Source organism: Burkholderia cepacia, assembly GCF_029962485.1.
In the GTDB taxonomy this organism is placed as follows: domain Bacteria; phylum Pseudomonadota; class Gammaproteobacteria; order Burkholderiales; family Burkholderiaceae; genus Burkholderia.
Genome location: NZ_CP073638.1, coordinates 354920 through 377486 on the forward strand (window position 1 = coordinate 354920; position 22567 = coordinate 377486).

Annotated in this window: 18 protein-coding genes; 6 read left to right on the top strand and 12 right to left on the bottom strand. The window is 67.0% G+C overall.

The genetic code is table 11. The features are described from left to right. Positions 1-17: 17 nt before the first annotated feature. Together ddpX and sapR are read right to left on the bottom strand one after the other, a co-directional pair. The gene (gene ddpX / locus KEC55_RS18115) at positions 18-581 is read right to left on the bottom strand and encodes a D-alanyl-D-alanine dipeptidase (RefSeq protein ID WP_282509239.1); all 564 of its coding nucleotides are present in this window, start codon (positions 579-581) and stop codon (positions 18-20) included. A gap of 17 nt (positions 582-598) precedes the next feature. Then, positions 599-1480, bottom strand: a complete 882-nt coding sequence (sapR, locus tag KEC55_RS18120) for a sap1 transcriptional regulator SapR (RefSeq protein WP_282509241.1) — start codon at positions 1478-1480, stop codon at positions 599-601. Between the two features lie 251 nt (positions 1481-1731). Between sapR and KEC55_RS18125 the strand changes: the two genes are divergently transcribed. The 4 genes from KEC55_RS18125 to KEC55_RS18140 all read left to right on the top strand — a co-directional run bounded on the left by KEC55_RS18125 (position 1732) and on the right by KEC55_RS18140 (position 6352). Beyond that, positions 1732-1980 carry a helix-turn-helix domain-containing protein gene (locus tag KEC55_RS18125; RefSeq protein WP_282509242.1) on the top strand — a complete coding sequence of 83 codons (249 nt, stop codon included), beginning with the start codon at positions 1732-1734 and terminating at the stop codon, positions 1978-1980. A 3-nt stretch (positions 1981-1983) separates the two neighbouring features. Continuing rightward, on the top strand, positions 1984-3318 hold the full coding sequence (locus tag KEC55_RS18130; protein WP_282509244.1) for a type II toxin-antitoxin system HipA family toxin: 1335 nt from the start codon (positions 1984-1986) through the stop codon (positions 3316-3318). A gap of 376 nt (positions 3319-3694) precedes the next feature. After that, complete coding sequence (locus KEC55_RS18135) at positions 3695-4951, top strand: oxalate decarboxylase family bicupin (protein WP_282509246.1); 1257 nt, start codon at positions 3695-3697, stop codon at positions 4949-4951. Positions 4952-5044: 93 nt separating this feature from the next. After that, positions 5045-6352, top strand: coding sequence for an Nramp family divalent metal transporter (locus tag KEC55_RS18140; RefSeq protein ID WP_282509248.1), 1308 nt, complete (start codon positions 5045-5047; stop codon positions 6350-6352). A gap of 18 nt (positions 6353-6370) precedes the next feature. Here KEC55_RS18140 and KEC55_RS18145 read toward each other — a convergent pair whose 3' ends face one another. The 7 genes from KEC55_RS18145 to KEC55_RS18175 form a co-directional block, all read right to left on the bottom strand. Further along, the gene (locus tag KEC55_RS18145; protein ID WP_282509250.1) at positions 6371-7624 is read right to left on the bottom strand and encodes a hypothetical protein; all 1254 of its coding nucleotides are present in this window, start codon (positions 7622-7624) and stop codon (positions 6371-6373) included. 28 nt (positions 7625-7652) lie between these two features. Further along, positions 7653-8195 carry a class I SAM-dependent methyltransferase gene (locus tag KEC55_RS18150; RefSeq protein ID WP_282509252.1) on the bottom strand — a complete coding sequence of 181 codons (543 nt, stop codon included), beginning with the start codon at positions 8193-8195 and terminating at the stop codon, positions 7653-7655. 170 nt (positions 8196-8365) lie between these two features. Further along, positions 8366-9955, bottom strand: a complete 1590-nt coding sequence (locus tag KEC55_RS18155; RefSeq protein WP_282509254.1) for an ABC transporter substrate-binding protein — start codon at positions 9953-9955, stop codon at positions 8366-8368. Positions 9956-10082: 127 nt separating this feature from the next. Next, a complete protein-coding gene (locus KEC55_RS18160) occupies positions 10083-10415 on the bottom strand; it encodes a sugar ABC transporter ATPase (protein ID WP_176050052.1) in 333 nt (110 codons plus the stop codon). 255 nt (positions 10416-10670) lie between these two features. Beyond that, the gene (locus tag KEC55_RS18165) at positions 10671-11000 is read right to left on the bottom strand and encodes a hypothetical protein (RefSeq protein WP_282509256.1); all 330 of its coding nucleotides are present in this window, start codon (positions 10998-11000) and stop codon (positions 10671-10673) included. 151 nt (positions 11001-11151) lie between these two features. Beyond that, positions 11152-12711 (bottom strand): DHA2 family efflux MFS transporter permease subunit, encoded by a 1560-nt coding sequence (locus KEC55_RS18170; protein ID WP_282509258.1) that lies wholly within the window; start codon positions 12709-12711, stop codon positions 11152-11154. Positions 12712-13103: 392 nt separating this feature from the next. Next, positions 13104-14006: a LysR family transcriptional regulator gene (locus tag KEC55_RS18175; RefSeq protein WP_282509260.1), complete on the bottom strand. Its 903-nt coding sequence runs from the start codon at positions 14004-14006 to the stop codon at positions 13104-13106. Between the two features lie 146 nt (positions 14007-14152). Between KEC55_RS18175 and KEC55_RS18180 the strand changes: the two genes are divergently transcribed. After that, positions 14153-16183 (top strand): FUSC family protein, encoded by a 2031-nt coding sequence (locus KEC55_RS18180; protein WP_282509262.1) that lies wholly within the window; start codon positions 14153-14155, stop codon positions 16181-16183. 5 nt (positions 16184-16188) lie between these two features. On the opposite strand, the gene KEC55_RS18185 is transcribed toward KEC55_RS18180, so the two are convergent. Both KEC55_RS18185 and KEC55_RS18190 read right to left on the bottom strand, forming a co-directional pair. Continuing rightward, the gene (locus tag KEC55_RS18185) at positions 16189-17109 is read right to left on the bottom strand and encodes a bestrophin family protein (protein WP_282509264.1); all 921 of its coding nucleotides are present in this window, start codon (positions 17107-17109) and stop codon (positions 16189-16191) included. Between the two features lie 12 nt (positions 17110-17121). Further along, the gene (locus KEC55_RS18190) at positions 17122-19446 is read right to left on the bottom strand and encodes an FdhF/YdeP family oxidoreductase (protein WP_282509266.1); all 2325 of its coding nucleotides are present in this window, start codon (positions 19444-19446) and stop codon (positions 17122-17124) included. A 155-nt stretch (positions 19447-19601) separates the two neighbouring features. Between KEC55_RS18190 and KEC55_RS18195 the strand changes: the two genes are divergently transcribed. Further along, the gene (locus KEC55_RS18195) at positions 19602-21023 is read left to right on the top strand and encodes a PLP-dependent aminotransferase family protein (RefSeq protein WP_282509268.1); all 1422 of its coding nucleotides are present in this window, start codon (positions 19602-19604) and stop codon (positions 21021-21023) included. A 57-nt stretch (positions 21024-21080) separates the two neighbouring features. On the opposite strand, the gene KEC55_RS18200 is transcribed toward KEC55_RS18195, so the two are convergent. Next, a complete protein-coding gene (locus KEC55_RS18200) occupies positions 21081-22331 on the bottom strand; it encodes a mechanosensitive ion channel family protein (protein WP_282509270.1) in 1251 nt (416 codons plus the stop codon). Positions 22332-22567: the final 236 nt, after the last annotated feature.

Here is a 22567-nt window from a genome sequence, read left to right on the forward strand (position 1 = left end):
GAGAATGCGTCGGGCCATCACATCAGGCGCCACGGGCCGCTCGCCGCGTTGTCGATCTGCGGCAACGCGTGCGAGCCGGGCAGTTCGTAGTGCCACCATTCGCTGTCGATATGCACGAAACCGGCCGCGTGCATCACGCCGAGCAGCAGCAGGCGGTTGCGTTGCACGGTTTCGGGCAGCCCCGCGTGGAAGTGGCCCGACGCGGCGACCATCTCGTCGAAGCCCGTGCCCATGTCGAGCGGTTCGCCGCTCGCGTCGACCAGCGTCAGGTCGAGCGCCGTGCCGCGGCTGTGATTCGAGCCGCGGCCGAGATCGGCGATGAAGTCCGGATCGGGCAGGAAATCCCACAGCACCTGCTGCGCTTGCGGCGGCCGGTATGCGTCGTAGATGCGCAGTGTGAAGCCGGCTTGCGCGGCAATGTCCACCGCGCGGCGCAGCGCGGCTTCGGCCGGCGCCAGCAGCAGGCAGTGCGCGTGGCGGTAGATCGGCTTGCCGGTCAGGTTGCGCCCGGTCGCGTAGACGAGATCGATGTCGACACGATGCGTAGCGGGCGTGATTTCGACGAGGCGGTGATCGTTCATCGGCAGGGCAGGCTCACTCAGGATTCGAATTGGTCGAACGTGTGCTGCAGTTCGCGGTTGCGTGCGACACGCCGGTCGATCGCGGGGCCGAGGCGATCGACCACGGCCGTGATCAGCAGGTTGAACAGGCAGGTGAGCGGCGCGAGCGAATCCCAGAACTGGCCGACGTCGGTCTTCACCTGCAGCAGGTCGGCCGGCCAGTCGCGCGCCCACGGGCACGACAGATCGGTGACGAGCGCGAATGGCTGTCCGCGCTCGGCGGCCGCCTGGCAATAGCGGCGCGCGCTGCGCGAATACGCGCGCGTATCGGTGACGATGCAGTACGGCCGCTCGAATTCGGAGTTCAGTGAATCGACGTACGAGCCCGACTGGCCGTCGGAATAGAACACGCGCGGGCGCAGGTATTCGAGGTAGCTGCTGAAGGCGTTGCTGATCCCGCGCGTCGACTGGATGCCGAGGATGAACACCGCGTCGGCCTGCGCGATCCGGTCGGCGACCTGCGCGAACACGGGGCCTTCGGCGAGCCGGTACACGTGCCGGATCGCATCGAGTTCGCGTTCGAGCGACGACGCGAGCGTGCCGTCGTTGCCGCTGCCGTTGCGTTCGGCCGGTGGCGTGCCGGCGACACGGCGGTATTCGTCGAGCCGGTCGGTGATCATCCACGGACGATCGCCGCCGCCGCGCAGTTCGCGTTTCAGGTCGTCGAGATTGCGGTAGCCGACGCTGCGCAGGAAGCGTCCGACCGAGATGCCGCTGGTGCCGGCCTGCTGCGCGATCTGGTCGGCCGTTTCAAGCCCGAGCCGGTCGAGGTTCGCGAGCATGTAGCTCGCGATGCGCTTGGCGGTCGGCGTCAGCTCGGCATAGCGGGATTCGACGGTACGGGCGAACGCGCAGGTCATCGGCTGTTAGATCATTGTCGTCTGATGATCGAATGTCATCCATCTAACAAAGCCAAAATCATTCGCGCCAGCGGAGAAAAACTATGGTGTGAGGATAGGTGATAGGGTCGAAAACGCGTTAGAGGGAGGGGCGGTACGTCAGGGCACGTTTATGTCTGTCAGGCATATTTCGCGTTTATGTCTGACAGGAATAATTTGCGTTTATGTCTGTCAGGCATATACTGCATTGATTGTCCTCGGGGATCCACGCCGTGAACTTCATCGTCAATACGCCCGCGCAACTGGGCGAAATCCTGTCTTCCGCGCGTCAGGCAAAGGGCCTGACGCAAGCGGAAGCGGCCGGGAGAATCGGCGTGGGCCAGTCGCGCCTGTCGTCGCTCGAAACCTCGCGTACCGAAAGCCTGTCGCTCAGCCAGTTGCTTGAGTTGACCGCGCTGTACGGTCTCGAACTCAGCATCCGCACGAAGGACGGGCGCGACGCAGCCGACGTCGAGTGGTAAGCGATGGGACGCAAAACGCACACGCGCGCGTTGTCGATCTGGACGAACGGCCAGCGGGTCGGCACGTGGCGGATTCCCGCACGCGGCGACATGGAACTGCTGTACGACGCCGGCTGGAAACAATCGGCCGTCGGCCGCCCGTTATCGCTGTCGCTGCCGTTCGGTGTCGGCGACGCACCGCTGCGCGGCGAACGCGTGAATCACTTCTTCGACAACCTCTTGCCGGACAGCGATGCCATTCGGCGCCGCCTGGCCACTCGGTTCGGCACGGCGACGACCGAGCCGTTCGATCTGCTCGCCGCGCTCGGCCGCGACTGCATCGGCGCGGTGCAATTGCTCGGCGAGGACGATGCGCCGGCCGGTCTGGATCGCATCGACGGTACGCCGCTGTCGGACGACGACGTGGCACGTGTGCTCGATCAGGCGAGCGGGGTCGCGACGGCAGGCGGGGACGACGACGATTTCCGGCTGTCGCTGGCCGGCGCGCAGGAAAAGACCGCACTGCTGTTTCATGACGGGCGCTGGATGCGCCCGCATGGCGCGACGCCGACGACGCATATTCTGAAATTGCCGCTCGGGCTGGTCGGTAACAAGCGGGCCGATCTGACGGCCTCCGTCGAGAACGAGTGGTTGTGCCTCGCGATCCTGCGTGCGTTCGGCCTGCCGGTCGCGCAGGCGGAAATCGAGCGTTTCGGCGCGTACAAGGTTCTGTCCGTCGCACGCTTCGATCGCGCGTTGCATCGCGATGGCGGGTGGCTGTTGCGCTTGCCGCAGGAGGACTTCTGCCAGGCGCTCGGCGTGCCGCCTCATCTGAAGTACGAGTCGCAGGGCGGCCCCGGCATACCCGATCTCGCCGGCCTCCTGCGCCGTTCCGAAACGGCGCGGGAGGATCTCGACACGTTGTTCGCCGCCCTGATCGTGTTCTGGATGCTCGCCGCACCGGACGGGCATGCGAAGAACTTCAGCCTGCGCCTGCTGCCCGGCGGCCGTTTCCGGCTGACGCCGCTTTACGACGTGATGTCGATCTGGCCGGTCGAAGGCGACGGCGCGAACCAGTGGTCGTGGCACAAGGCGAAGCTCGCGATGGCCGTGCACGGCAAGCGCAAGCACTATGCGATGCGCGATATCACGCGACGGCACTTCAGCGCGATGGCCGAGCACTGCCTGCTCGGCGATATCGCGACGCCGATCGTCGAACGGCTCGTCGCGATGACGCCGCATGTGATCGAATCGGTCGCCTCGGCGTTGCCGCCCGGTTTTCCGGCACGGGTCGCGGAACGGATTCTGGGCGGCTTGAGGTTCGCCGCGCAACGGCTCGACGCGATGCCGCTGGAGTGAACCGCTTCCGGTCGCGGCACGGTAACCGGTATCCGGCGTATCGGCATCCGTACGGGTCCGCTCGATACGATCAGTGATCCGAATCGACTGGGTCGTATCCCGATCCCGCGTTGTCGCAATGCGTGTCATCAAGACCGGGCACAAGCGTATCTCTCAATCACCGAAATCCGTCGCCACCAGCCACTCCGTTGCACCGCAATAATTACAAAATTAAAGCCGATCAGATTAAATCATTAATTCAGGTTAATAATTCATTTAAATTATTCGTCGAATTGTATTTAACTTGCGTGACGGGATGTTCGATTTTCGATAATCCGAAAAGCGGCAGGTATTCCGTAATGGGAATTCGCTTAATCGCAAGAATGAAGAGGAAATCATGACGAATCTTTCTCGACGCAAGATGCTGGCGGGTACGGCTGGCGCCATTGCCGCCGCGGGTATTGCCGTATCGGCCAAGGCGGCCTCGTTCGGTAATCCGGACAGACCGCCGGAAGGCGCGGTGAATGCACGCAATCGCCAGAGCCTGACCGACCCGGGCCCGAAAAATCCGGCAATCTCCAATCAGTTTCCGTCGTTTCAGGATCCGCCGGCCACCGATATCAACGGGATGCCATTATTCTGGGCATCTTTCAATAATGCCCATAAACGCATTCAAAATGGCGGGTGGGCGCGCGAAGTCACGCAGGACGATTTTGCGATTTCCGAAACCATTTCGGGCGTGAACATGCGCCTGACGCGCGGCGGCATTCGTGAGATGCACTGGCACCAGCAGGCCGAGTGGGCGATCATGCTCGACGGCCGCTGCCGGATCACGGTGCTCGACGAACTCGGGCGGCCGTCGGTGCAGGACGTCAAGACCGGCGATCTCTGGTATTTCCCGCCCGGCCTGCCGCATTCGCTGCAGGGCCTCGGCACCGATGGCGCCGAATTCCTGCTCGCGTTCGACAACGGCCGCGCATCGGAATTCAACACGCTGCTGCTGACCGACTGGGTCGCGCATACGCCGCCCGACGTGCTCGCGCTCAACTTCGGCGTGCCGGCCGATGCGTTCAGGAACGTGCCGCTCGACAACCTGTGGATCTTCCAGGGCGACGAGCCGGGCCCGCTCGCGGACGCGCAGCGCGCATCGGCTTCGTCGGCCGGGGCGCCGCCGCATCCGTTCATTTTCTCGCTCGGCGACATGAAGCCGGTCAGGAAAACGCGCGGCGGCGAAGTGCGGATCGCGGACAGCACCAACTTCAACGTGTCGACGACGGTCGCGGCAGCGCTCGTCACCGTGCATCCGGGCGGCATGCGCGAACTGCACTGGCACCCGAACGCGGACGAATGGCAGTACTACTTGCAGGGTGAGGCGCGGATGACCGTGTTCGATACAGGGCCGAAGGCGCAGACGGCCGACTTCCGCGCGGGCGACGTCGGCTATGTGAAGAAGAGCCTCGGGCACTACGTGCAGAACACCGGCAAGACCGACCTCGTGTTCCTGGAAATCTTCAAGACCGACCGCTATGCGGAGGTGTCGCTGTCGGACTGGCTCGCGCATACACCGCCGAAGCTCGTCGAAGCACACCTGAACGTCACGCCCGACGTGATCGCGCAGTTTCCGCGCAATCGTCCCGACGTCGTGCCGCTGTAACGCGATGGTCGCGCTGCCGCGACCGGCCGGCGGCATGCCGGCCGCGGCGCCCGCTCCCGAATCGGCCTTCCTCATTCGAACGGAAACTCCACCATGCTTCCTGTCCCGAGCAAACCTGCCGGTGGCTTCGCGCTGCCTGGCCTGTCCCCCGAGCGTACCGACGGCGCGGCGCGCGCCGCGCTGGAAGGGCGCCGCACCGGCATCGCCGCGCTGCTGCCGTTCGTCGGCCCGGCCGTGATCGCGTCGATCGGCTATATGGATCCCGGCAACTTCGCGACCAACATCCAGGCCGGCGCCGCGTACGGCTACCGGCTGCTGTGGGTCGTGCTGGCTGCGAACGCGATCGCGATGCTGTTTCAGGCGATGTCCGCGAAACTCGGCATCGTGACCGGCCGCAATCTCGCCGAGCTGTGCCGCGACCGTTTCCCCGCGCCGGTCGTGTCGGGCATGTGGATCGCGTCGGAGATCGCCGCGATGGCGACCGATCTGGCGGAATTCCTCGGCGGTGCGCTCGCCTTCGGGCTGTTGTGCCACCTGTCGCTGTTCGCGGGGATGATCGCGACGGCGTTGGCGACCTGCGCGATCCTCGCGCTCGAGAAGCGCGGCTTCCGGCCGCTGGAAGCCGCGATCGCGGCACTGGTCGGCGTGATCGGCGCGTGTTATCTCGGCGAACTGCTGATCGCGCCGCAGGACTGGCATGCAGCCGCGTTTCATCTGGTCGTCCCGCAGATTCCCGATCACGCGGCGCTGACGATCGCGGTGGGGATCATCGGCGCGACGATCATGCCGCACACGCTGTATCTGCATTCGGGCCTCACGCAGGATCGCACGGCGCCGCGCGACGACGCGGAGCGGCGGCGGCTCGTGCGGTTTTCGAACCGCGAGGTCGTCGTCGCGCTCGGGCTGGCCGGGTTCGTGAATCTCGCGATGGTGATGATGGCGTCGTCGGCGTTCCACCGGAGCGCGCCGGGCATGACCGACATCGGCGACGCGTATCACACGCTGATCCCGGTGCTCGGTCCGGCGGCCGGCGTACTGTTTCTGGTCGCGCTGCTGACGTCGGGCGTGTCGAGCTCGGTGGTCGGTACGATGGCCGGGCAGGTCGTGATGCAGGGCTTCATCCACCGCCGCATGTCGGTCTGGGTGCGGCGCGCGGTGACGATCGCACCCGCGTTCGCGGTGGTCGCACTCGGCTGCGACGTCACGCGCGCGATGGTCGCGAGCCAGGTCGTGCTGAGTTTCGTGTTGCCGATCCCGATGATCGCGCTGTTGATGCTGTCGGCGCGCGAGGACGTAATGGGCGCTTATGCGATGCGGATGCCGCTGCGGATCGTCGCCGGCGCGGCGACGGTCGTGATCGTCGGGTTGAATGCGTACCTGGTGTGGGCGGCAGTCGGTTGATCGGCAGCGGCCCGGCGCCTACTGCTGCATGTCCGGCGCCTCGCGCAGCCGCCAGATCGCGTTGCACTGCTGACCGCCGAGGCTCGTCGCGCGCAGCGTGATGACGGTGCCGGCCGCGACCTGGTACCAGAAATGCGCCATCAGCTCGGTGCCTTTGCGCTGCGCCTGCCCGTTGACCAGCACTTCGCACAGCAACGGCGACGGCGAACCGGACGGGTGCGTGACGTAGATGTTCAGCCGCGCGATGTCGCGGGTCGCGGTGAACACGATTTCGTGGTTCCCGCTGCCGACGAGCATCGTGCCGCCCGGTTCGTCGATCGCCTGCAGGTACGCGCCGGCGCTTGCCTCGATCGCTGCCGCGGAAACAGTCAGCCCGGCCGATTGCACATAGTCCGCCGCGGCAATATGCGTGGCGACCGTGTCGGATGGCACCGGCGTGCCGTCCGACAGCGCGAACGGCACGCCGTCGCGCAGCGCGGCGTCGGTGTGGTTCGCGTAGTAGCGCCACCGGTCGAAGAAGCGGATGTCGCCGGTCATGTGCAGCGCGCGGATCGGTTCGTCCTGGTAACGGAGCGTGGTCGTGCCGCTGCCCGCATCGAACGACTCGTGAATGCCGTACTTGCTGACGAAGTTCTGGACCGGATCGAGCAGCGCCGTTTCGCCTTGTGCGCTCCACAGATGCAGGAACGTCGTGTCGATCCCGAAGCATTCCTGGAAGTCGGTGCCGACGCGCGCGATGCAGTCGCGCAGGTGGTCCGCGTAGCGTGTCCAGGCGTCGGCGGTCCCGGCCACGAGCCCGGCCTGCAGCGCACCGCCGTGGCGTGCGGTGACGTCATCGACGACGAGACGCCAGTGATGGTCGCGCCGCTCGCCGATCAGCGGCGTGACGACGAACGTGCAGAACAGCGGGTCGGGGCACACGTGAATGCGGTTGTCGCCGATCTGCGAGAACAGGTCGAACCGCGGCGCGCAGAACCAGATGTCGGCGTCGTACAGCGCGAGCTTGCGGATCTGCGGGTCGCGCGCGCAATACTCGGCGGCCTCGATGAAGCGGCCCACTGGCAGCGCATACGCTTTCGACGCGTCGATCACGTCGACCGACTGGCTCGCGAGGATCTGCCGCTTGCGTTCGGACAGCCCGTAGCCGATCACCGCGATTCGCCCGTCGTAGCCGGTCTGCCGCAGCGACAGCAGGAACGGCACGAGCATTTCGTACCACGCGCGGTTGTTGTCGTTGATCGCTACGCAGACCGCGTGTTCGCTCGATTGCATGTTCTCCCCCCCGTTGCACGCGCCCGGCTCAGTAGCCGACATGGCGCTCGCAGACGACCGCGCCGCAACCGCGGCTGTCGTGATACGTAATATGAAACTGCTTGTTGTCCCACAGCCACTGGAACACGGCCTGGTATACGCCGGCCGTGGTCATGTCGTGCAGCACGATCTTCTTGCGCGCCAGCGGGCCGAACCGGTTCAGTTTGGCGAGCGTCTGTTCGTACGTATGCGTGGTATCGATGAACAGCAGGTCGGCGGCGAGCGGCTCCATCGCGAGATCGTCGGCGATCCTGAATTCGAAGTCGATCGACAGGTCCTTCGCCGCATGCTCCAGTTCGGGCCGGATGTGGAAATACTCGTCGGAGATGTCGACCGACACGAGGCGCTTCGGCTGCGCGAGCAGGAAGGCCGTCGTGGTCAGCCCGGTAAACACGCCGAGCTCCAGGATGGTGTCGCATCCGGCGGCCGTTTGCGTATAGAAGTCGAAGCGGGAAGGGCTGTCGCCAATCCAGCCGATCGGCTCGATCTTGTACTGCAGGAACTCCAATCGCAGTTGCTGTAGCGTACGCATCCTGTTTTCCATGGCGAAGCGGATTCGATGGTCTCGCGCGTCGCCGGTCGCGGCCGGCATCCGTGGCGTCGGGCATTGTAGATCGCCCGCGCCGCACGGCAAAGCATCGCCACGGCGGCCCGCGGCGATTACCCGCGCGCCGGCATGGCCGGGCGCGCGGGCCGGCGCCATTATTTCGCAAGCGTGCGGTATGACACGAGGTCGTTGATCGGCCCGATCTCCGGCCCGGTCGCGCCGGGGCGCGTCGCGACCTGCACGACCTTCTCGAACATGATGATGAACGGCGAGTTCGCGAGCACGGCCTTCTGCAGCGCTTCGTAACGCTGCGCGCGCTTCGCGGGCGACGGCTCGACGAGCGCCGCCTCGGTGTCCTTCGTCAGTTGCGGAATGTCCCAGCTGTTGCGCCACGCGAGCATCTTGGTCGGCGATTGGTCCGAGTTGTCCGGATTCCACGCGAAGCCGCGTGCGTTGCTGTTCGGGTCCATGTAGTCGGGCGACCATTCGCCGATAAAGATGTCGTGCTGGCGCGCGCGGTACTTGCCGATCGCCTGCTTCGCATCGCCGGGGATCAGCTTCACGCGGATGCCGCCCTGCGCGAAGTTCGCCTGCAGCGCCTGCGCGATCTCGAGGTACGGATAGTCGTTCGGCATGTCCATCGTCACGTCGAAGCCGTTCGGCAAACCGGCCTTCGCGAGCAGCGCCTTCGCCTTCGCGACGTCCTGCTTGTACGGCCGCGCGTTCGACGCGCCGAGGAAGCCTTCGGGCAGGAAGGTCTGATGCACCTTGTAGGTCGTGCTGACGATGTTGCGCTGGATGCCGTCGTAGTCGACCAGCCATTTCATTGCCTGCTGTACTTCAGGCTTCGCGAGGTTCGGGTTCTTCGTGTTCAGGCTCAGGTACAGCAGTGCCGATACCGGCCACGACGCAACCTTGATCTTGCCGGCCTTCGTCAGCGCGGCGAGGCTGTCGGGGCTCAGGTTGCGCGCGGCGTCGGCGTCACCGTTCTCCAACAGCAGCCGCTGCGCGGACGCTTCGGGCACGTGGCGCAGCACGACGCGCTTCATCGGGTAGGGTGCGCGGTATTTCTCGAAGCGCTGCAGCACGATCGTCTCGTTCGGCGTCCACTTGACGAGCTGGTACGGGCCCGAGCCCGCGTCGTTGGTCCGCAGCCAGCCGCTGCCGAAATCGTTGCCCTGCTGGTGCGACAGCAGCAGCTTCTTGTCGAACACCGATGCAGGGCACGCACTCAGCACGTTGAGCACGAAGCTCGGCGCGTACTTGCGGTCGGTTTCGAGCACGACAGTTTGTGGATCGACCACGCGTACCTTCTGCATCACGTTTGCCTTCGTGAGGCCGAGATCGGCGAGCACGCCGGCCGGCCCCTTGTCGAGCAGGATGGTGCGCTGCAGCGACCACGCGACGTCGTCGGCGGTCACGGGGTTGCCGGAATGGAACGTGAGGCCGGGGCGCAGCTTGAACGTGTAGGTCGTGCCGTCGGCGCCGACCGTCCACGATTGCGCGATCTGCCCGTCGAAGCGCGTCGGGTCCTTCAGGTCGACGCGCACCAGCCGTTCGTAGGTGTTCGCCACGTACTCGGACGGCACCAGCTCGTAGATCCCGCTCGGGTCGAGGGTCGTGAATTCGCCGAGTTGCGTGGCGACGACGAAGATGCCGGGCGGCGTGGCAGCCTGTGCCGGCAGCGCCGGAACAAGCGCGACGAGCGCGGCGCTGACGAACAGCCGGGACAGCAGGTGCTTCATGCGGGCTCCATCGGAAAGGAATCGTGGTGCGATTCTCTCATCGACGGCCACCCGGATGAAAATATTCGGCGTGCGCGCGGTGCGGCGCGCAGCGGTGGGCCGGGCGGGCGCCCGGCGCCGGCAGGGATCAAATCACGCAGCGCGCGATCGCGAAGCGCATCGCTTCTTCGGCCGGCTCGCTGCCCGAGCCGCGCACGACCTTGACGACCGAGCCGTTGCCTGACGGCGTCAGCGTGACGAAGTACGAATTCGAGCCGACGGAGATGTCGGTCACGCCGTTGTGCTGCGATTGTTCGGTGCCCGACAGGCGGCTGTCGAGGCAGTTCGCGATCGCGTAGGCCGGACGTTGCGACGACACGTAGATCATCGGTGCGGCGCCCGACGAGGCCGAGTCGGACGAGGGAGCGGAGCCGCAGGCGGCGAGCAGGGCGGCGGGAAGGAGCAGCAGGAATCGTTTCATGGTCGGTCGTCGGGTGTCTCGTATCGAGGCTGGGGCGCGGGGTAGGCGAAACGCGAAGCTTCGCGACGAAACCGCCCGGAATCGGGCCGTTTTTGACGGACGACGATGCGACAGGCGGCTGACGACGGAGTATACCCGCGGCATTTGGCGCCGTTGGCGCGTTGAAACGATTCGATACAACAAGCACCCGCTGCCGCATCGCGGCAGCGGGCGTTTCAGGTCGTGGCGAATGGGCGCTTGCCGGTGTTGTCGGTGTTATTGGCCGATCTTGTTGCTGACCGCATTTTCCTGCTGGTTCAGCACGTGCTTTTCGCTCTTCGTGATGTGGCTGTGATCCTGCGCAGCCATGTCCCGCTCTTCCTGGCGGATCTTGCGGTCGTCACGGTGCAGGCGCGCGGCCTGCGCGTGCGACATCTCGCCTTCCTTCACTTCGTGATGGATGCGGCGATTCTGGTTGGCGAGACGCTGGTTGACCTCTTCGCGGCGCGGATGCGCGTTTTGCCACGGCGTGTCGGCGAACGCGGTGCCGGTCAGTACCGACATCAGGGTGGCGGCAATCGCGATGTGGCGGGTAAGGGCTCGCATGGTGGTTTCTCCTGTCGTTGCGCGTCCGGATCGTGGGCGCTTGAGGAAAAAACGCGGGGCGGGCGCCGGCTGTTGACGTTTCCGCCTGTATCGATTGCAAGTCTTTATTACGTCTGCCGCGGCGCGGGGTGCGCGCCGCAGCGGGTCTGGATCAATGTGCGCCGGCCGCCGCCGCGTCGGCATCGCCGCCGCCCGAGCGAGCCGGCTTCGTGATCCAGATCAGCGGGATGATCGCGATGAAGATGATCGCCGACACGTAGAAGATGTCGTTCAACCCCATCACGGCCGCCTGCGAATCGACCGATGCGTTGAAGAGCGCGAGCGCCGAATCGGGGTTCAGGTGCAGCAATGAACGGGTCGCGTCGACCTGCTGCGTGAAGACCGGATTGGTGACGCTCGCCTGTTCGGTGAGCCGCATGTGATGCAGGATCGTGCGGTCGTTCCACGCATTGCTGATCAGCGACGTGCCCACCGCGCCGCAGAACGTTCGGCCGAAATTCGACAGGCCGGCCGCGGCCGGGATCTTTTCGGGCGGCAGGCCGGACAGGATGATCGACGTCAGCGGCACGAAGAACATCGCCATCGGAATGCCCTGCAGCAGCGTCGGCAGCACGAGGTCCCAGCGCGACACGTCGGTGTAGAACGTCGTGCGCATCATGAACACGACCGCGAAGCCGACGAACGCGAGCGTCGCGATGAAGCGCGGGTCGGTGCGCGGCAGCAGGCGCCCCATGACCGGCGTGAGCAGGACCGCGAACAGCCCGAGCGGCGCGGTCGCGAGCCCCGAATCGACCGCGCGGTAGCCGAGATAGCCTTGCATCCATTGCGGCAGCAGCACGAGCGTGCCGAAGAACATCCCGTACGCGACCGAGATCGCGATCGTGCCGCCCGCGAAGTTGCGCTGCGTGAAGAGCCGCAAGTCGACGATCGGGTTGGCCTCGTGCAGTTCCCACACGAGGAAGAACGCGAAGCCGATCAGCGCGACGATGCCGAGCGCGACGACGACGGGCGAGTTGAACCAGTCGAGATCCTTGCCCTTGTCCAGCATGATCTGCAGCGACGCGACCCACAGCACGAGCAACAGCAGGCCGACCGTGTCGATCGGCAGGCGGCGCGTGGCCGATTCGCGGTCGCGGAACACGATCCACGTGACGGCCGCCGCAAAGAAGCCCACCGGAATGTTGATGTAGAAGATCCACGACCAGTTGTAGTCGTACGTGATCCAGCCGCCGAGCGACGGCCCCGCGATGGGGCCGACGAGCGCCGTCATCGACCACAGCGCGAGCGCGCTCGACGATTTCTGCCGTGGCCACGCGCCGAGCAGCAGCGCCTGCGACAGCGGTGCGAGCGGCCCGGCGACCGCACCCTGCAGGATCCGCGCGGCGAGCAGCGTCGGCAGGTTCGGCGCGATCCCGCACAGCCACGACGCGAACACGAACAGCAGGATCGACGTGACGAACAGGCGCACCTGGCCGAAGCGCTGCGTGAGCCAGCCGGTCAGCGGAATCGATACCGCGTTCGCGGCCGCGAAGATCGTGATCACCCACGTGCCTTCGTCGACCGACACGCCGAGGTCGCCCGAGATCGTCGGGATCGCGACGTTTGCGATCGACGAGTCGAGCACGTTCATGAACATGGCGAGCGATACCGCGATCGTGCCGATCGCGAGCTTGCCGCCCGACAGCGGCGCCTGGGGTGACGGAGATGACATGGTGTTCCTGCGTGATGAAAGGGGGCCGGGCGGCGCACGCCGGCAGTCGCGCACGCGCGCGCGCGCGACGCCTGCGCGGGCGGACACGCACCACGCGCGGGCGGCCCGGCAAACGGGGGCCGCCCGCGCGTAGCGTGCGGTTCAGGTGGTCGATCGGTTCGGCGAAGCCGTGGCGGACTTCGGGGCGCGGGCAGGCCGGTCAGGAGGGCGCGACGCGCGTAACGCGTCGGCGGGCAGCGGGCACGTGGCTGCCGTAGCGTGCTTGGCGATTTTTCATGGGCACAGGCTAACGATGCAACGTACGTCGATCAACGCTTGCGCGGTCATTAATTCCTTTCGTGCGCCGCAATAATGCAGCCGGCGTGCATCGATGGCCGGTCGCGCGGTGCCGGTTACGGCGCGGTCCGCCACGCGGTGAAGACGTCCGTCAGGAATTCGACGAATGCGCGCACCTTGCTGTCGAGCGTCGCGCGCTTCGGGTAGAGCGCGTGCAGCTCGACGTCGTCGGTGCGGTGCCAGTCGGGCAGCACGATTTCGAGTTCGTTGTTCGCAAGCCGCCGCGTGGTGAAGTGCGTGGAGATCAGCGCGATGCCGCCGCCGCTCGCCGCCTGGCGCAGCACCGTGACCGATTCGTTCGAGATCAGCACGGGCCGCACCGGCACGTCGGCGACGTCGCCGGCCGCGTTCGTGAGGCGCAGCGTCAGGCCGGGCGTGTCGCGGCCGACGAACAGGATGTCGTGATCGGCGAGATCCTGCGGCGTCTGCGGCCGGCCGACGCGGTCGAGATAATGCGGGCTGGCCGCGAGCTTCGCGTGCGACCAGCCGAGCGAGCGCGCGACATAGCCGGAATCGGTCAGCACGCCCGTGCGCAGTGCGACGTCGAAGCCGTGCTCGACGAGATCGAGCGCGCTGTTGTCGTAGATCAGCACGAGCTGGACCAGCGGGTAGCGCCGGCGAAACTCCGCGAGCGCGGGCTCCAGTTCCAGCAGGCCGATCGCGTAGGGCACCAGCACGCGCAGCGTGCCTTCGGGCTCGGTGCGCAGCGCGCGCACCTGGCGGTCGGCGTCGAGCAGGATTTCCTCGGCGCGCAGGCAGCGCTCGTAATAGTCGCGCCCGGCTTCGGTGACGGACACGCGGCGTGTCGTGCGGTACAGCAGCTGGACGCCGAGGTCGTCCTCGAGCTGCCTGACCTTGCGGCTCACGCGACTGAGCGGCATGTCGAGTTGCGTGGCGGCGGCGGTGAAGCTGCCGCGTTCCACCACGCGCAAGAATATCCGGATGCTTTCGAGGTCCATACAGGGCGTTTCAGGGTTCGGCCTGCGCGCATCTTACCGTCGCGCGCCGGATCGTAGCGGGTCGCGCCGATTATCCTGCCCGGTGCAATAACGCATCCCGCCGCCGCCCCGTAGTGGCGGCCGGCGCGCGACCGTATGCTCGCCGGATGAAATTCGCCTTCCCCAGCGTGCCGCCGCTCGCGGCCGTCCGGGCCGCGCTGCGCGATGCGCGCCCGACGTTGCCGCCCGGCGCGCTCGCGTTCGCGCTGCGCAATACGGCCGCGTCGTTGCTCGCGCTCTATATTGCGTTCCGGATGAATCTCGACGATCCGAAATGGGCCGCGTCGACCGTGTGGATCGTCGCGCAAAGCAGCCGCGGGATGGGGCTGTCGAAGAGCCAGTACCGGATTCTCGGCACCGCGATCGGCGCGGCCGTCGCGCTCGCACTGACCGGCGCGTTCGCGCAAACGCCCGAGCTGTTCCTGCCGGCGCTCGCCGCGTGGATCGGGCTGTGCGCGGGCGTCGCGACGTTCCAGCGGAATTTCCGCGCGTATGCGGCGGTGCTTGCCGGCTATACGGCCGCGATCATTGCGATGGATGCGGTATCGGCGCCGCTGCACGCGTTCGACATCGCGGTCGCGCGGTTCCTGTACGTGGTGGTCGGCATTCTGTGCGGCGCGCTGTTCGAAACCGTCTTCTCGCCGGGCACGCCGCTGAGCGATGTCCGGACGCGGCTCGCGCGCTATCTCGACCGTGCGGTGGCGGTCGGCGCGGGCGCGCTGCGCCGCGAGCCGAACGGGACGGCCGTGCACCGCCTGTTTGCGGATGCGCTCGAACTCGACACGGCGGCCGAATATGCGGCGGCAGGCGCACCGCCGGTGCGCAACGCGATCGGCCATCTCCGTGCGGCGGCGCTGGGCGTGCTCACCGCGCAGGCCGCCGGGCAGGCGATCCGCGAGCATGCGGCGCGCGCCGGCGATGCGACGGATCCGCTGGTCGACGAGGTCGCGCGTGTGCTCGAGCATGTCGCCGTGTCGGGCGATGCGCGGCACGAGATCGCGGTGCTGCGTGCGCGTGTGGACGACGCGCTGCACGCGGAGGCAGCCGCGCAGCGCAGCCCGGACACGTCGCGCCTGCTCACGCTCGACCGGCTGGCGGCGCTGCTCGCCGGGTTCGACCGTGCGTTCGCGAGCCAGGCGCTGCTCGACCGGCCGGAGCCGCCGCCTTCGCGCGTGCGCTACGCGTTCCACCACGATCCGGTGCTCGCGTGGCACAACGGTATCCGCGCGTTCATCGCGGTGCTGGCCGCGTCGGCGATCTGGATCGTCACCGCGTGGCCGTCGGGCGCCGGCTTCGTCGCGATCACCGCCGTGGTCGGCGCGCTGTTCTCGACGCGGCCGAACTCGGTGCGCGCGGCCGTCGGCTTCCTGAAAGGCACGGCATGCGCGGCGGTCGCGGGCGTCGTCTGCAACTTCATCCTGCTGCCCGCGGTGTCGGGCTTCGAGATGCTCGCGTACATCCTCGGCGTGTTCCTGGTCGCCAACGGCATCGCGATGCGTCATCCGCGCACGGCCGCGATGGGCAGCGCCTTTGCGATCTTCTTCTGGAATTTCACGTCGCCGGACAATACCGCGCGCATCGGCGACGCCGCGTTCCTGAACAGCGCGCTCGCCACGATGCTCGGCATCGCGTTCGGCGCGCTGATCTTCGCGCTGGTGTTTCCCGGCGATCCCGGCACGAGCCGGCAGCGGTTGCATCGTGCGGTGCGCCGCGACCTGGCCGGCATCGCACGCGACCCGCGCGCGTGGTCGGAGAGCGTGTGGCTGAGCCGGACGGCCGACCGTCTCGCGCGCGAACTCGGCTTTGCAGGCAGCCTGCCGCAGACGCTGATCGAGCGCGACATGAGCGACCTGCTCGCGATCTGGGGAATCGGCGACAGCCTGCTGTTACTCGCCGGACTGGCATCGCGCGAGCCGGCCGCACGCCGTGCGGTAGCCGTGGTGCGCGGGCGAGTCGCGCGGGCGGAATTCGCGCAGCTCGAGCGGACCTGCGACGCGGCGGCGCGCGTGCTGCGGCGGCGCGCGGCCGTTCTCGACGGCGACGACGCGAACGCGTTGCTGCGCGGCGTCGTGCTGTTGCGGCGGATCGCCGACGCAGCCGCCGAACATGGCCGCTTCCTGCGCGGCCGCGGCGACTGAGCGGTTCAGGTGAGGCGGTACGCGCGGCCGGGTGTCACTTCGGCCGGCAGCGGCTCGCGGTTCAGTTCGAGCAGCGTGCGCTCGATCTGCCGCGTCATCGCATCGAGCGCGAGATGGTTCGGCCCGTCACCGAACGGCTCGGCGATCGCATGTGCGATAGCGTCGAGCGCGATCAGCGTATAGGCGACGAACACCGTGACGAACGGCGTCGCCGCGCCGATCGAGTCGACGAGGCCGAACGGCAGCAGCACGCAGTACGCATAGATGGTCCGGTGCAGCAGCACGTCGTATGAAAACGGGATCGGCGTCGATGCGATCCGTTCGCAGCCGCTGACCATCGACACGAGATCGTCGAGGCGCGCATCGAGCATCCACAGGCGTGTGTCCGCGAGGCGGCCCGCATCGGCGCGTGCGGCGAATGCTTCGCGCAGCGCGTGCACGATGACGACCGGGCGGAACTGCGAACCGGCGATGCGCGCATAAGTGGCCTCGTCGAGCAGCCCGCGCAGATCGACGGCCGGATCGGTGCCACGCAGTTGATGCTTGAGCGCATAGACGAATGCGACGACCGTGCGCACGAAGGCGCGCCGCGACGCATCGTCACGGTCGACCGCGCCGTAGCAGAGCGCCTGCGAGACCAGCGTGCGCGTGGCGGTCAGTACGCCGCCCCACAGTTGCCGGCCCTCGCGGTAGCGTTCGTAGCTCGCGTTGTTGCGAAACCCGGCGAAGATCGCCAGCGTGAGGCCGATCAGCGTGAACGGCGTCGGGTTCAGCGGCACCTTCTCGCCGAGCACGCGGCCGCCGCCCCACACCGCGACGAGGCTGATCGCGAGCGTCAGCACGAGCTGCGGCAGGATGGTCGGCAGCACCGAGCCGTTCCAGACGAGCAGCATCCGCAGCCAGTGCTCGCGCGGACGAACGATCATCGTCGCGCTCCGTCAGGCGGCGATCGACGCCGGCGCGGCCGCGCGATGCAGCAGCACGGGCACCGACTTCGACGTCGGCGTGTTGCACACGTCGCCGACGCTGTCGAGCGGCACGAGCGGGTTGGTTTCCGGGTAGTACGCACCGATGCAGCCGCGCGGGATGTCGTACTCGACGAGCAGGAAGCCGTCGGCGCGCCGCTCGATGCCGTCGTGCCACACGGTTTCCATGTCGACCCATTCGCCGGCCTTCAGGCCGAGCATCGCGAGATCGTCGCGGTTGGCGAACACCACGCGGCGCTGGCCGAACACGCCGCGATAGCGGTCGTCGAGCCCGTAGACGGTCGTGTTGTACTGGTCGTGCGAGCGCGTCGTCATCAGCGTCATCAGCCGTTCGCCGTGCAGCGCGCGGGCGCGCTGGATCGGCGTGTCGGTCGGCAATGCGTGCGCGATGAAGTTCGCCTTGCCCGTCGGCGTGAGCCATTCACGGTCGCGCGACGCGACGCGCAGGTGGAAGCCGCCCGGCCGCGCGATACGCGTGTTGTAGTCGTAGAAGCCGTCGAGCGTCGCCTCGATCGCGTCGCGGATCTTCGCGTAGTCGTCCTTGTACGCGAGCCAGTCGATCTTGCCGCTGCCGAACAGCGCATGGCCCATGTGCGCGACGATGGCAGGCTCCGACATCAGGTTCGGCGAAGCCGGCTTGTTCATCCCGTACGAAACGTGGACCATGCTCATCGAATCCTCGACCGTCACGCCTTGCGCGACGTTGTCCTGCAGGTCGATCTCGGTGCGGCCGAGCGTCGGCAGGATCAGCGCGTCGCGGCCGTGGATCAGGTGGCTGCGGTTCAGCTTGGTCGTGATGTGCACCGACAGATCGCAACGGCGCATGCCTTCCCACGTGCGCGGCGTGTCGGGCGTCGCCATCGCGAAGTTGCCGCCGAGGCCGATCAGCACCTTCACGTGGCCCTCGAGCATCCCTTCGATCGTCTCGACCACGTCGTAGCCGTGGTGGCGCGGCGGTTCGAAGTCGAACACGTGGCCGAGGCGGTCGAGGAACGCCTGCGACGGTTTTTCCTCGATGCCGACCGTGCGGTTGCCCTGCACGTTCGAGTGGCCGCGCACCGGGCACAGGCCCGCGCCGGGGCGGCCGATGTTGCCGCGCATCAGCATCAGGTTGGTCAGCATCTGCACGGTCGCGACCGAATGCTTGTGCTGCGTGATGCCCATGCCCCACGTCGCGATCACGCGTTCGCTGCGCGCATAGAGCTGCGCGAGGCTGTCGATCTGCTCGTACGGCACGCCGCTTTCGGCGGTCAGCGCGGACCAGCTTTCGGCGCGAAGATCGTCGGCGAACGCGTCGAAGCCGGCCGTGTGCTCGCCGATGAACGCGGTGTCGAGCACACGCGGCGCACCGGCGGCGCGCGCGGCATCGTCGAGTTCGAGCACGCGCTTCGCCATCCCCTTGATCAGCGCGAAATCGCCGCCGATCGTCGGCTGGATGAACGTCGACGCGATCTTCGTGCCCGACATCGTCAGCATCTCGATGGGGCTTTGCGGATCGGCGAAGCGTTCGAGGCCGCGCTCCTTCAGCGGGTTGATCGAGACGATCGTCGCGCCGCGCTTCGCGCATTCGCGCAACTCGCCCATCATCCGCGGGTGGTTGGTCGCGGGGTTCTGGCCGAAGATCAGCAGCGTGTCCGCGTGCTCGAAATCGTCGAGCGTGACGGTGCCCTTGCCGACGCCGACCGAGGCCGGCAGCCCGCGGCTCGTCGCCTCGTGGCACATGTTCGAGCAGTCGGGGAAGTTGTTCGTGCCGTACAGGCGCACCAGCAACTGGTACAGGAACGCCGCTTCGTTGCTCGCGCGGCCGGACGTGTAGAACGCGGCCTGGTTCGGGTCGGGCAACGCGCGCAGGTGGCGCGCGATCAGTTCGAACGCGTCGTCCCATGCGATCGGCACGTAGCGGTCGGTTTGCGCGTCGTACACCATCGGGTCGGTGAGGCGGCCGTGCTGTTCGAGTTCGAAATCCGACTGTTCGAGCAGCTCGGTGACCGTGTGCGCGGCGAAGAATTCGGGCGTCACGCGCTTGCTCGTCGCTTCGGCGGCCACCGCCTTCACGCCGTTTTCGCAGAATTCGAACGTCGATGCGTGCTGGCGGTCGGGCCACGCGCAGCCGGGGCAGTCGAAGCCGTCCGGCTGGTTCTGGCGCAGCAGCGTACGGTAGTTGCCGCCAGCGACCTTTTCCTTGATCAGGTTGATCGTGACGGCTTTCAGCGCGCCCCAGCCGGCGGCCGGGTGGGTGTACGGTTCGATGCGCGCGGTGGCGGATTTCTTTTTCATGATGCAGCGGGTGTCGGGGTCGATGGCTGCAGAGTACGCGCGGCACCCGTCCGGCTGTGTGTACACCTGTTCACTTCAAAAAAGAGTACAGTTGCGGCGATTCGGACAGTGCGGATCGCAACTGTGTTGTTGAATGGAAGTTGAAAGGGAGGCGCGTGAAGCGTTACGAACAACTGGCCGACGATCTCCAGGCGCAGATCGAGCGTGGCGTGTACCGGCCGGGCGAGCGGATTCCGTCGGTGCGGCAGGCGAGCCGGCAGCAGCAGCTCAGCGTCACGACCGTGTTGCGCGCGTATCTCGTGCTGGAAAGCCGCGGCCTGATCGAGAGCCGGCCGCAGTCGGGCTATTTCGTGCGTGCACGCGCGGCGGCGCCGGCCGAGGCCGAGCTGCATACGTCGGCACCGACGGCCGAGCCGTCGGCCGTGGATGTGAGCCGACTCGTGCTGTCGACGCTGCGCTCGATCGCGCGCGACGACGCCGTGCCGCTCGGCTCGCCGTATCCCGACGCATCGCAGTTTCCGGTGCAGCGCCTCGCGCGCTATGCGCAGGCGATCGGCCGCCGCCGCACGCGCTGGGGCGTGATCGACGACCTGCCGCCCGGCAACCAGGAGCTGATCCGCCAGATCGCGCGGCGCTACGCGGAACGCGGGATCGCGGTCGAGCCGGGCGAGATCGTGATGACGATCGGTGCGACCGAGGCGATCAACCTGTGCCTGCAGGCCGTCGCGAAGCCGGGCGACACGATCGCCGTCGAATCGCCGACGTTCTACGCGATGCTGCACGCGATCGAGCGGATGGGCATGCGCGCGCTGGAAGTCGCGACCCACCCGGGCGACGGCATCGACCTCGATGCGCTCGAACGGATCCTCGAGCGCGAGCGCATCGCCGCGTGCATGGTGATGCCGAACTTCCAGAATCCGCTCGGCTTCCAGATGTCCGACGCGCGCAAGCGCGCGCTCGTCGAGCTATTGGCGAAGCACGGCGTGCCGGCGATCGAGAGCGACGTCTATCACGAGCTGCATTTCGGCGACACGACGCCGAGCGCGCTGAAATCATTCGACCGCGACGGGCTCGTGCTGCATTGCGCATCGTTCACGAAGAGCCTGTCGCCGCGCTACCGGATCGGCTGGGCGATGCCGGGCCGCTATCGCGACCAGGTCGAGAAACTGAAATTCCTGAACACGCTCGCGACGCCCGCGATCGAGCAACTGGCGATCGCCGAGTACCTGAAGTACGACGGCTACGATTTCCACCTGCGGCGCATGCGCAAGCAGTACGCGCAGCAGGCCAGCCTGATGAGTGCGATGGTGCGGCGTTTCTTTCCGGAGGGCACGCGGCTGTCGCAGCCGCAGGGCGGCTACGTGCTGTGGGTCGAACTGCCGAAGCAGGTCGACGCGATGAGGCTGTACACGCTCGCGCTCGCGCAGCGGATCACGGTCGGGCCGGGCCACATGTTTTCGGCGGGCACCGATTACCGGCATTTCATCCGGCTCAACTACAGCTATCCGTGGTCGCGGCAGATCGAGGACGCATTGAAGGTGCTCGGACGGCTCGCGTCGGAGTGCGCGGCGCGGTAAATGCGGCCGCGTCCGACGGCAGGCGGCGGCCGGTGGGCGGCCGCCGTGTGGCGCTCGTCAACCGGCGCGCGGCGCCTGCAGCCCGGCTTGCGCGGCGCCGGCCATCTGCCGCATGTCGAAGCCCGACGGGTGCTGGTACACGCGCAGCCCGAACTCCGGCAGCACCGCGATCAGGTGATCGAACAGGTCGGACTGGATGGTTTCGTAGTCGACCCACGATGTCGTATCGGTGAAGCAGTACAGTTCGAGCGGAATGCCTTCGGCCGTGAGCGGCAACTGCCGCGCCATGCAGGTCATGTCGCGGCGGATGCGCGGATGACCCTTCAGGTAGTTCGCGACATACGCGCGGAACGTGCCGAGATTGGTCAGCTGGCGGCGGTTCGCCGGGCAGTCGCCGGCCGCGCCGAGCGTGCCGTTCCATTGCTCGATCGCGTCGACCTTGTCCTCGAGATAGTCCTTCAGCAGCGTCAGGCGTTCGAGTCGTTCGATTTCGTCGTTCGACAGAAAACGCACGCTCGTCGCATCGACGAACAGCGCGCGCTTGATGCGGCGCCCGCCCGCTTCGGTCATCCCGCGCCAGTTCTGGTAGCTCTCGGTGATCAGCTTCCACGTCGGCACCGTGATGATCGTGTGATCGAAGTTCGCGACCTTGACGGTGTTCAGCGTGATGTCGATGACGGTACCGTCCGCACCGGCCGACGGCATCGTGATCCAGTCGCCGATCCGCAGCATGTCGTTCGACGACAGCTGCACGCCGGCGACGAGGCCGAGCAGCGTGTCCTTGAAGATCAGCATCAGCACCGCGGACATCGCGCCGATGCCCGACAGCAGCAGGCCGATCTGCTTGCCGGTCGCATCGCCGATCACGACGAGTGCCGCCGTGATGAACATCACGAGCTTGACGAGCTGCATCGCGCCTTTCAGCGACAGGTGCGGCTGGTCGCGTTGATCACGCTGGTATGTGCGATGCGTGTGCTCGAGCGCGGACAGCGTTGCGCTGATCGTCATCGTCACGAGGAACACGATCAGCGCGAACAGCACCTTGTCGGCGGCCTGCGTCGCGCGCTCCGGAATGCCCGGCACCGCGCCGAGCCCGAGCTTGATCACGACGAACGGGACGATGCGGTTCAGCCATTTGAATGCGCCGAACTCGAACAGCGCGTCGTCGACGCGCGTGGCGGACAGCCGTGCGAGCCGCGCGACCACGCGAAACAGCAGGAAATGGACGGCGGCGGTGATCGCGCCGGCGGCGGCGAGCAGAATGAGGATGCCGACGAGCGGCGTCAACCAGGATTCGTTCAGGGTCATAGGGGCGGACAGGGGCCTTCTCGTGCGTTGAATCGGCGTCGCGATGCGGCGCGCGCCCGGTGAAGGGCGCATGAAAGGGACCGTGATTGTGCCATCGGGTTCCGGACGTGTGCGGTGAAGGCGTGTCGAACGGCTCCCGAATCGGCTCACCTTTGTAGAGGTGTCCTCTGCATCGTGGTGAGGACGGGAGGTGAGCGTGTGTCACCGCCACTCGGTGTGCGAGTCGGTTGCGCGGA

Excerpts from the sequence above, each read along its gene's own strand:
- KEC55_RS18170 (WP_282509258.1), bottom strand. The coding sequence starts at position 12,711 with ATGTCATCTCCGTCACCCCAGGCGCCGCTGTCGGGCGGCAAGCTCGCG.
- KEC55_RS18135 (WP_282509246.1), top strand. The coding sequence starts at position 3,695 with ATGACGAATCTTTCTCGACGCAAGATGCTGGCGGGTACGGCTGGCGCC.
- KEC55_RS18175 (WP_282509260.1), bottom strand. The coding sequence starts at position 14,006 with ATGGACCTCGAAAGCATCCGGATATTCTTGCGCGTGGTGGAACGCGGC.
- KEC55_RS18190 (WP_282509266.1), bottom strand. The coding sequence starts at position 19,446 with ATGAAAAAGAAATCCGCCACCGCGCGCATCGAACCGTACACCCACCCG.
- KEC55_RS18165 (WP_282509256.1), bottom strand. The coding sequence starts at position 11,000 with ATGCGAGCCCTTACCCGCCACATCGCGATTGCCGCCACCCTGATGTCG.
- KEC55_RS18145 (WP_282509250.1), bottom strand. The coding sequence starts at position 7,624 with ATGCAATCGAGCGAACACGCGGTCTGCGTAGCGATCAACGACAACAAC.
- KEC55_RS18130 (WP_282509244.1), top strand. The coding sequence starts at position 1,984 with ATGGGACGCAAAACGCACACGCGCGCGTTGTCGATCTGGACGAACGGC.
- KEC55_RS18140 (WP_282509248.1), top strand. The coding sequence starts at position 5,045 with ATGCTTCCTGTCCCGAGCAAACCTGCCGGTGGCTTCGCGCTGCCTGGC.
- KEC55_RS18180 (WP_282509262.1), top strand. The coding sequence starts at position 14,153 with ATGAAATTCGCCTTCCCCAGCGTGCCGCCGCTCGCGGCCGTCCGGGCC.
- sapR (WP_282509241.1), bottom strand. The coding sequence starts at position 1,480 with ATGACCTGCGCGTTCGCCCGTACCGTCGAATCCCGCTATGCCGAGCTG.
- KEC55_RS18185 (WP_282509264.1), bottom strand. The coding sequence starts at position 17,109 with ATGATCGTTCGTCCGCGCGAGCACTGGCTGCGGATGCTGCTCGTCTGG.
- KEC55_RS18150 (WP_282509252.1), bottom strand. The coding sequence starts at position 8,195 with ATGCGTACGCTACAGCAACTGCGATTGGAGTTCCTGCAGTACAAGATC.
- KEC55_RS18155 (WP_282509254.1), bottom strand. The coding sequence starts at position 9,955 with ATGAAGCACCTGCTGTCCCGGCTGTTCGTCAGCGCCGCGCTCGTCGCG.
- KEC55_RS18200 (WP_282509270.1), bottom strand. The coding sequence starts at position 22,331 with ATGACCCTGAACGAATCCTGGTTGACGCCGCTCGTCGGCATCCTCATT.
- KEC55_RS18160 (WP_176050052.1), bottom strand. The coding sequence starts at position 10,415 with ATGAAACGATTCCTGCTGCTCCTTCCCGCCGCCCTGCTCGCCGCCTGC.
- ddpX (WP_282509239.1), bottom strand. The coding sequence starts at position 581 with ATGAACGATCACCGCCTCGTCGAAATCACGCCCGCTACGCATCGTGTC.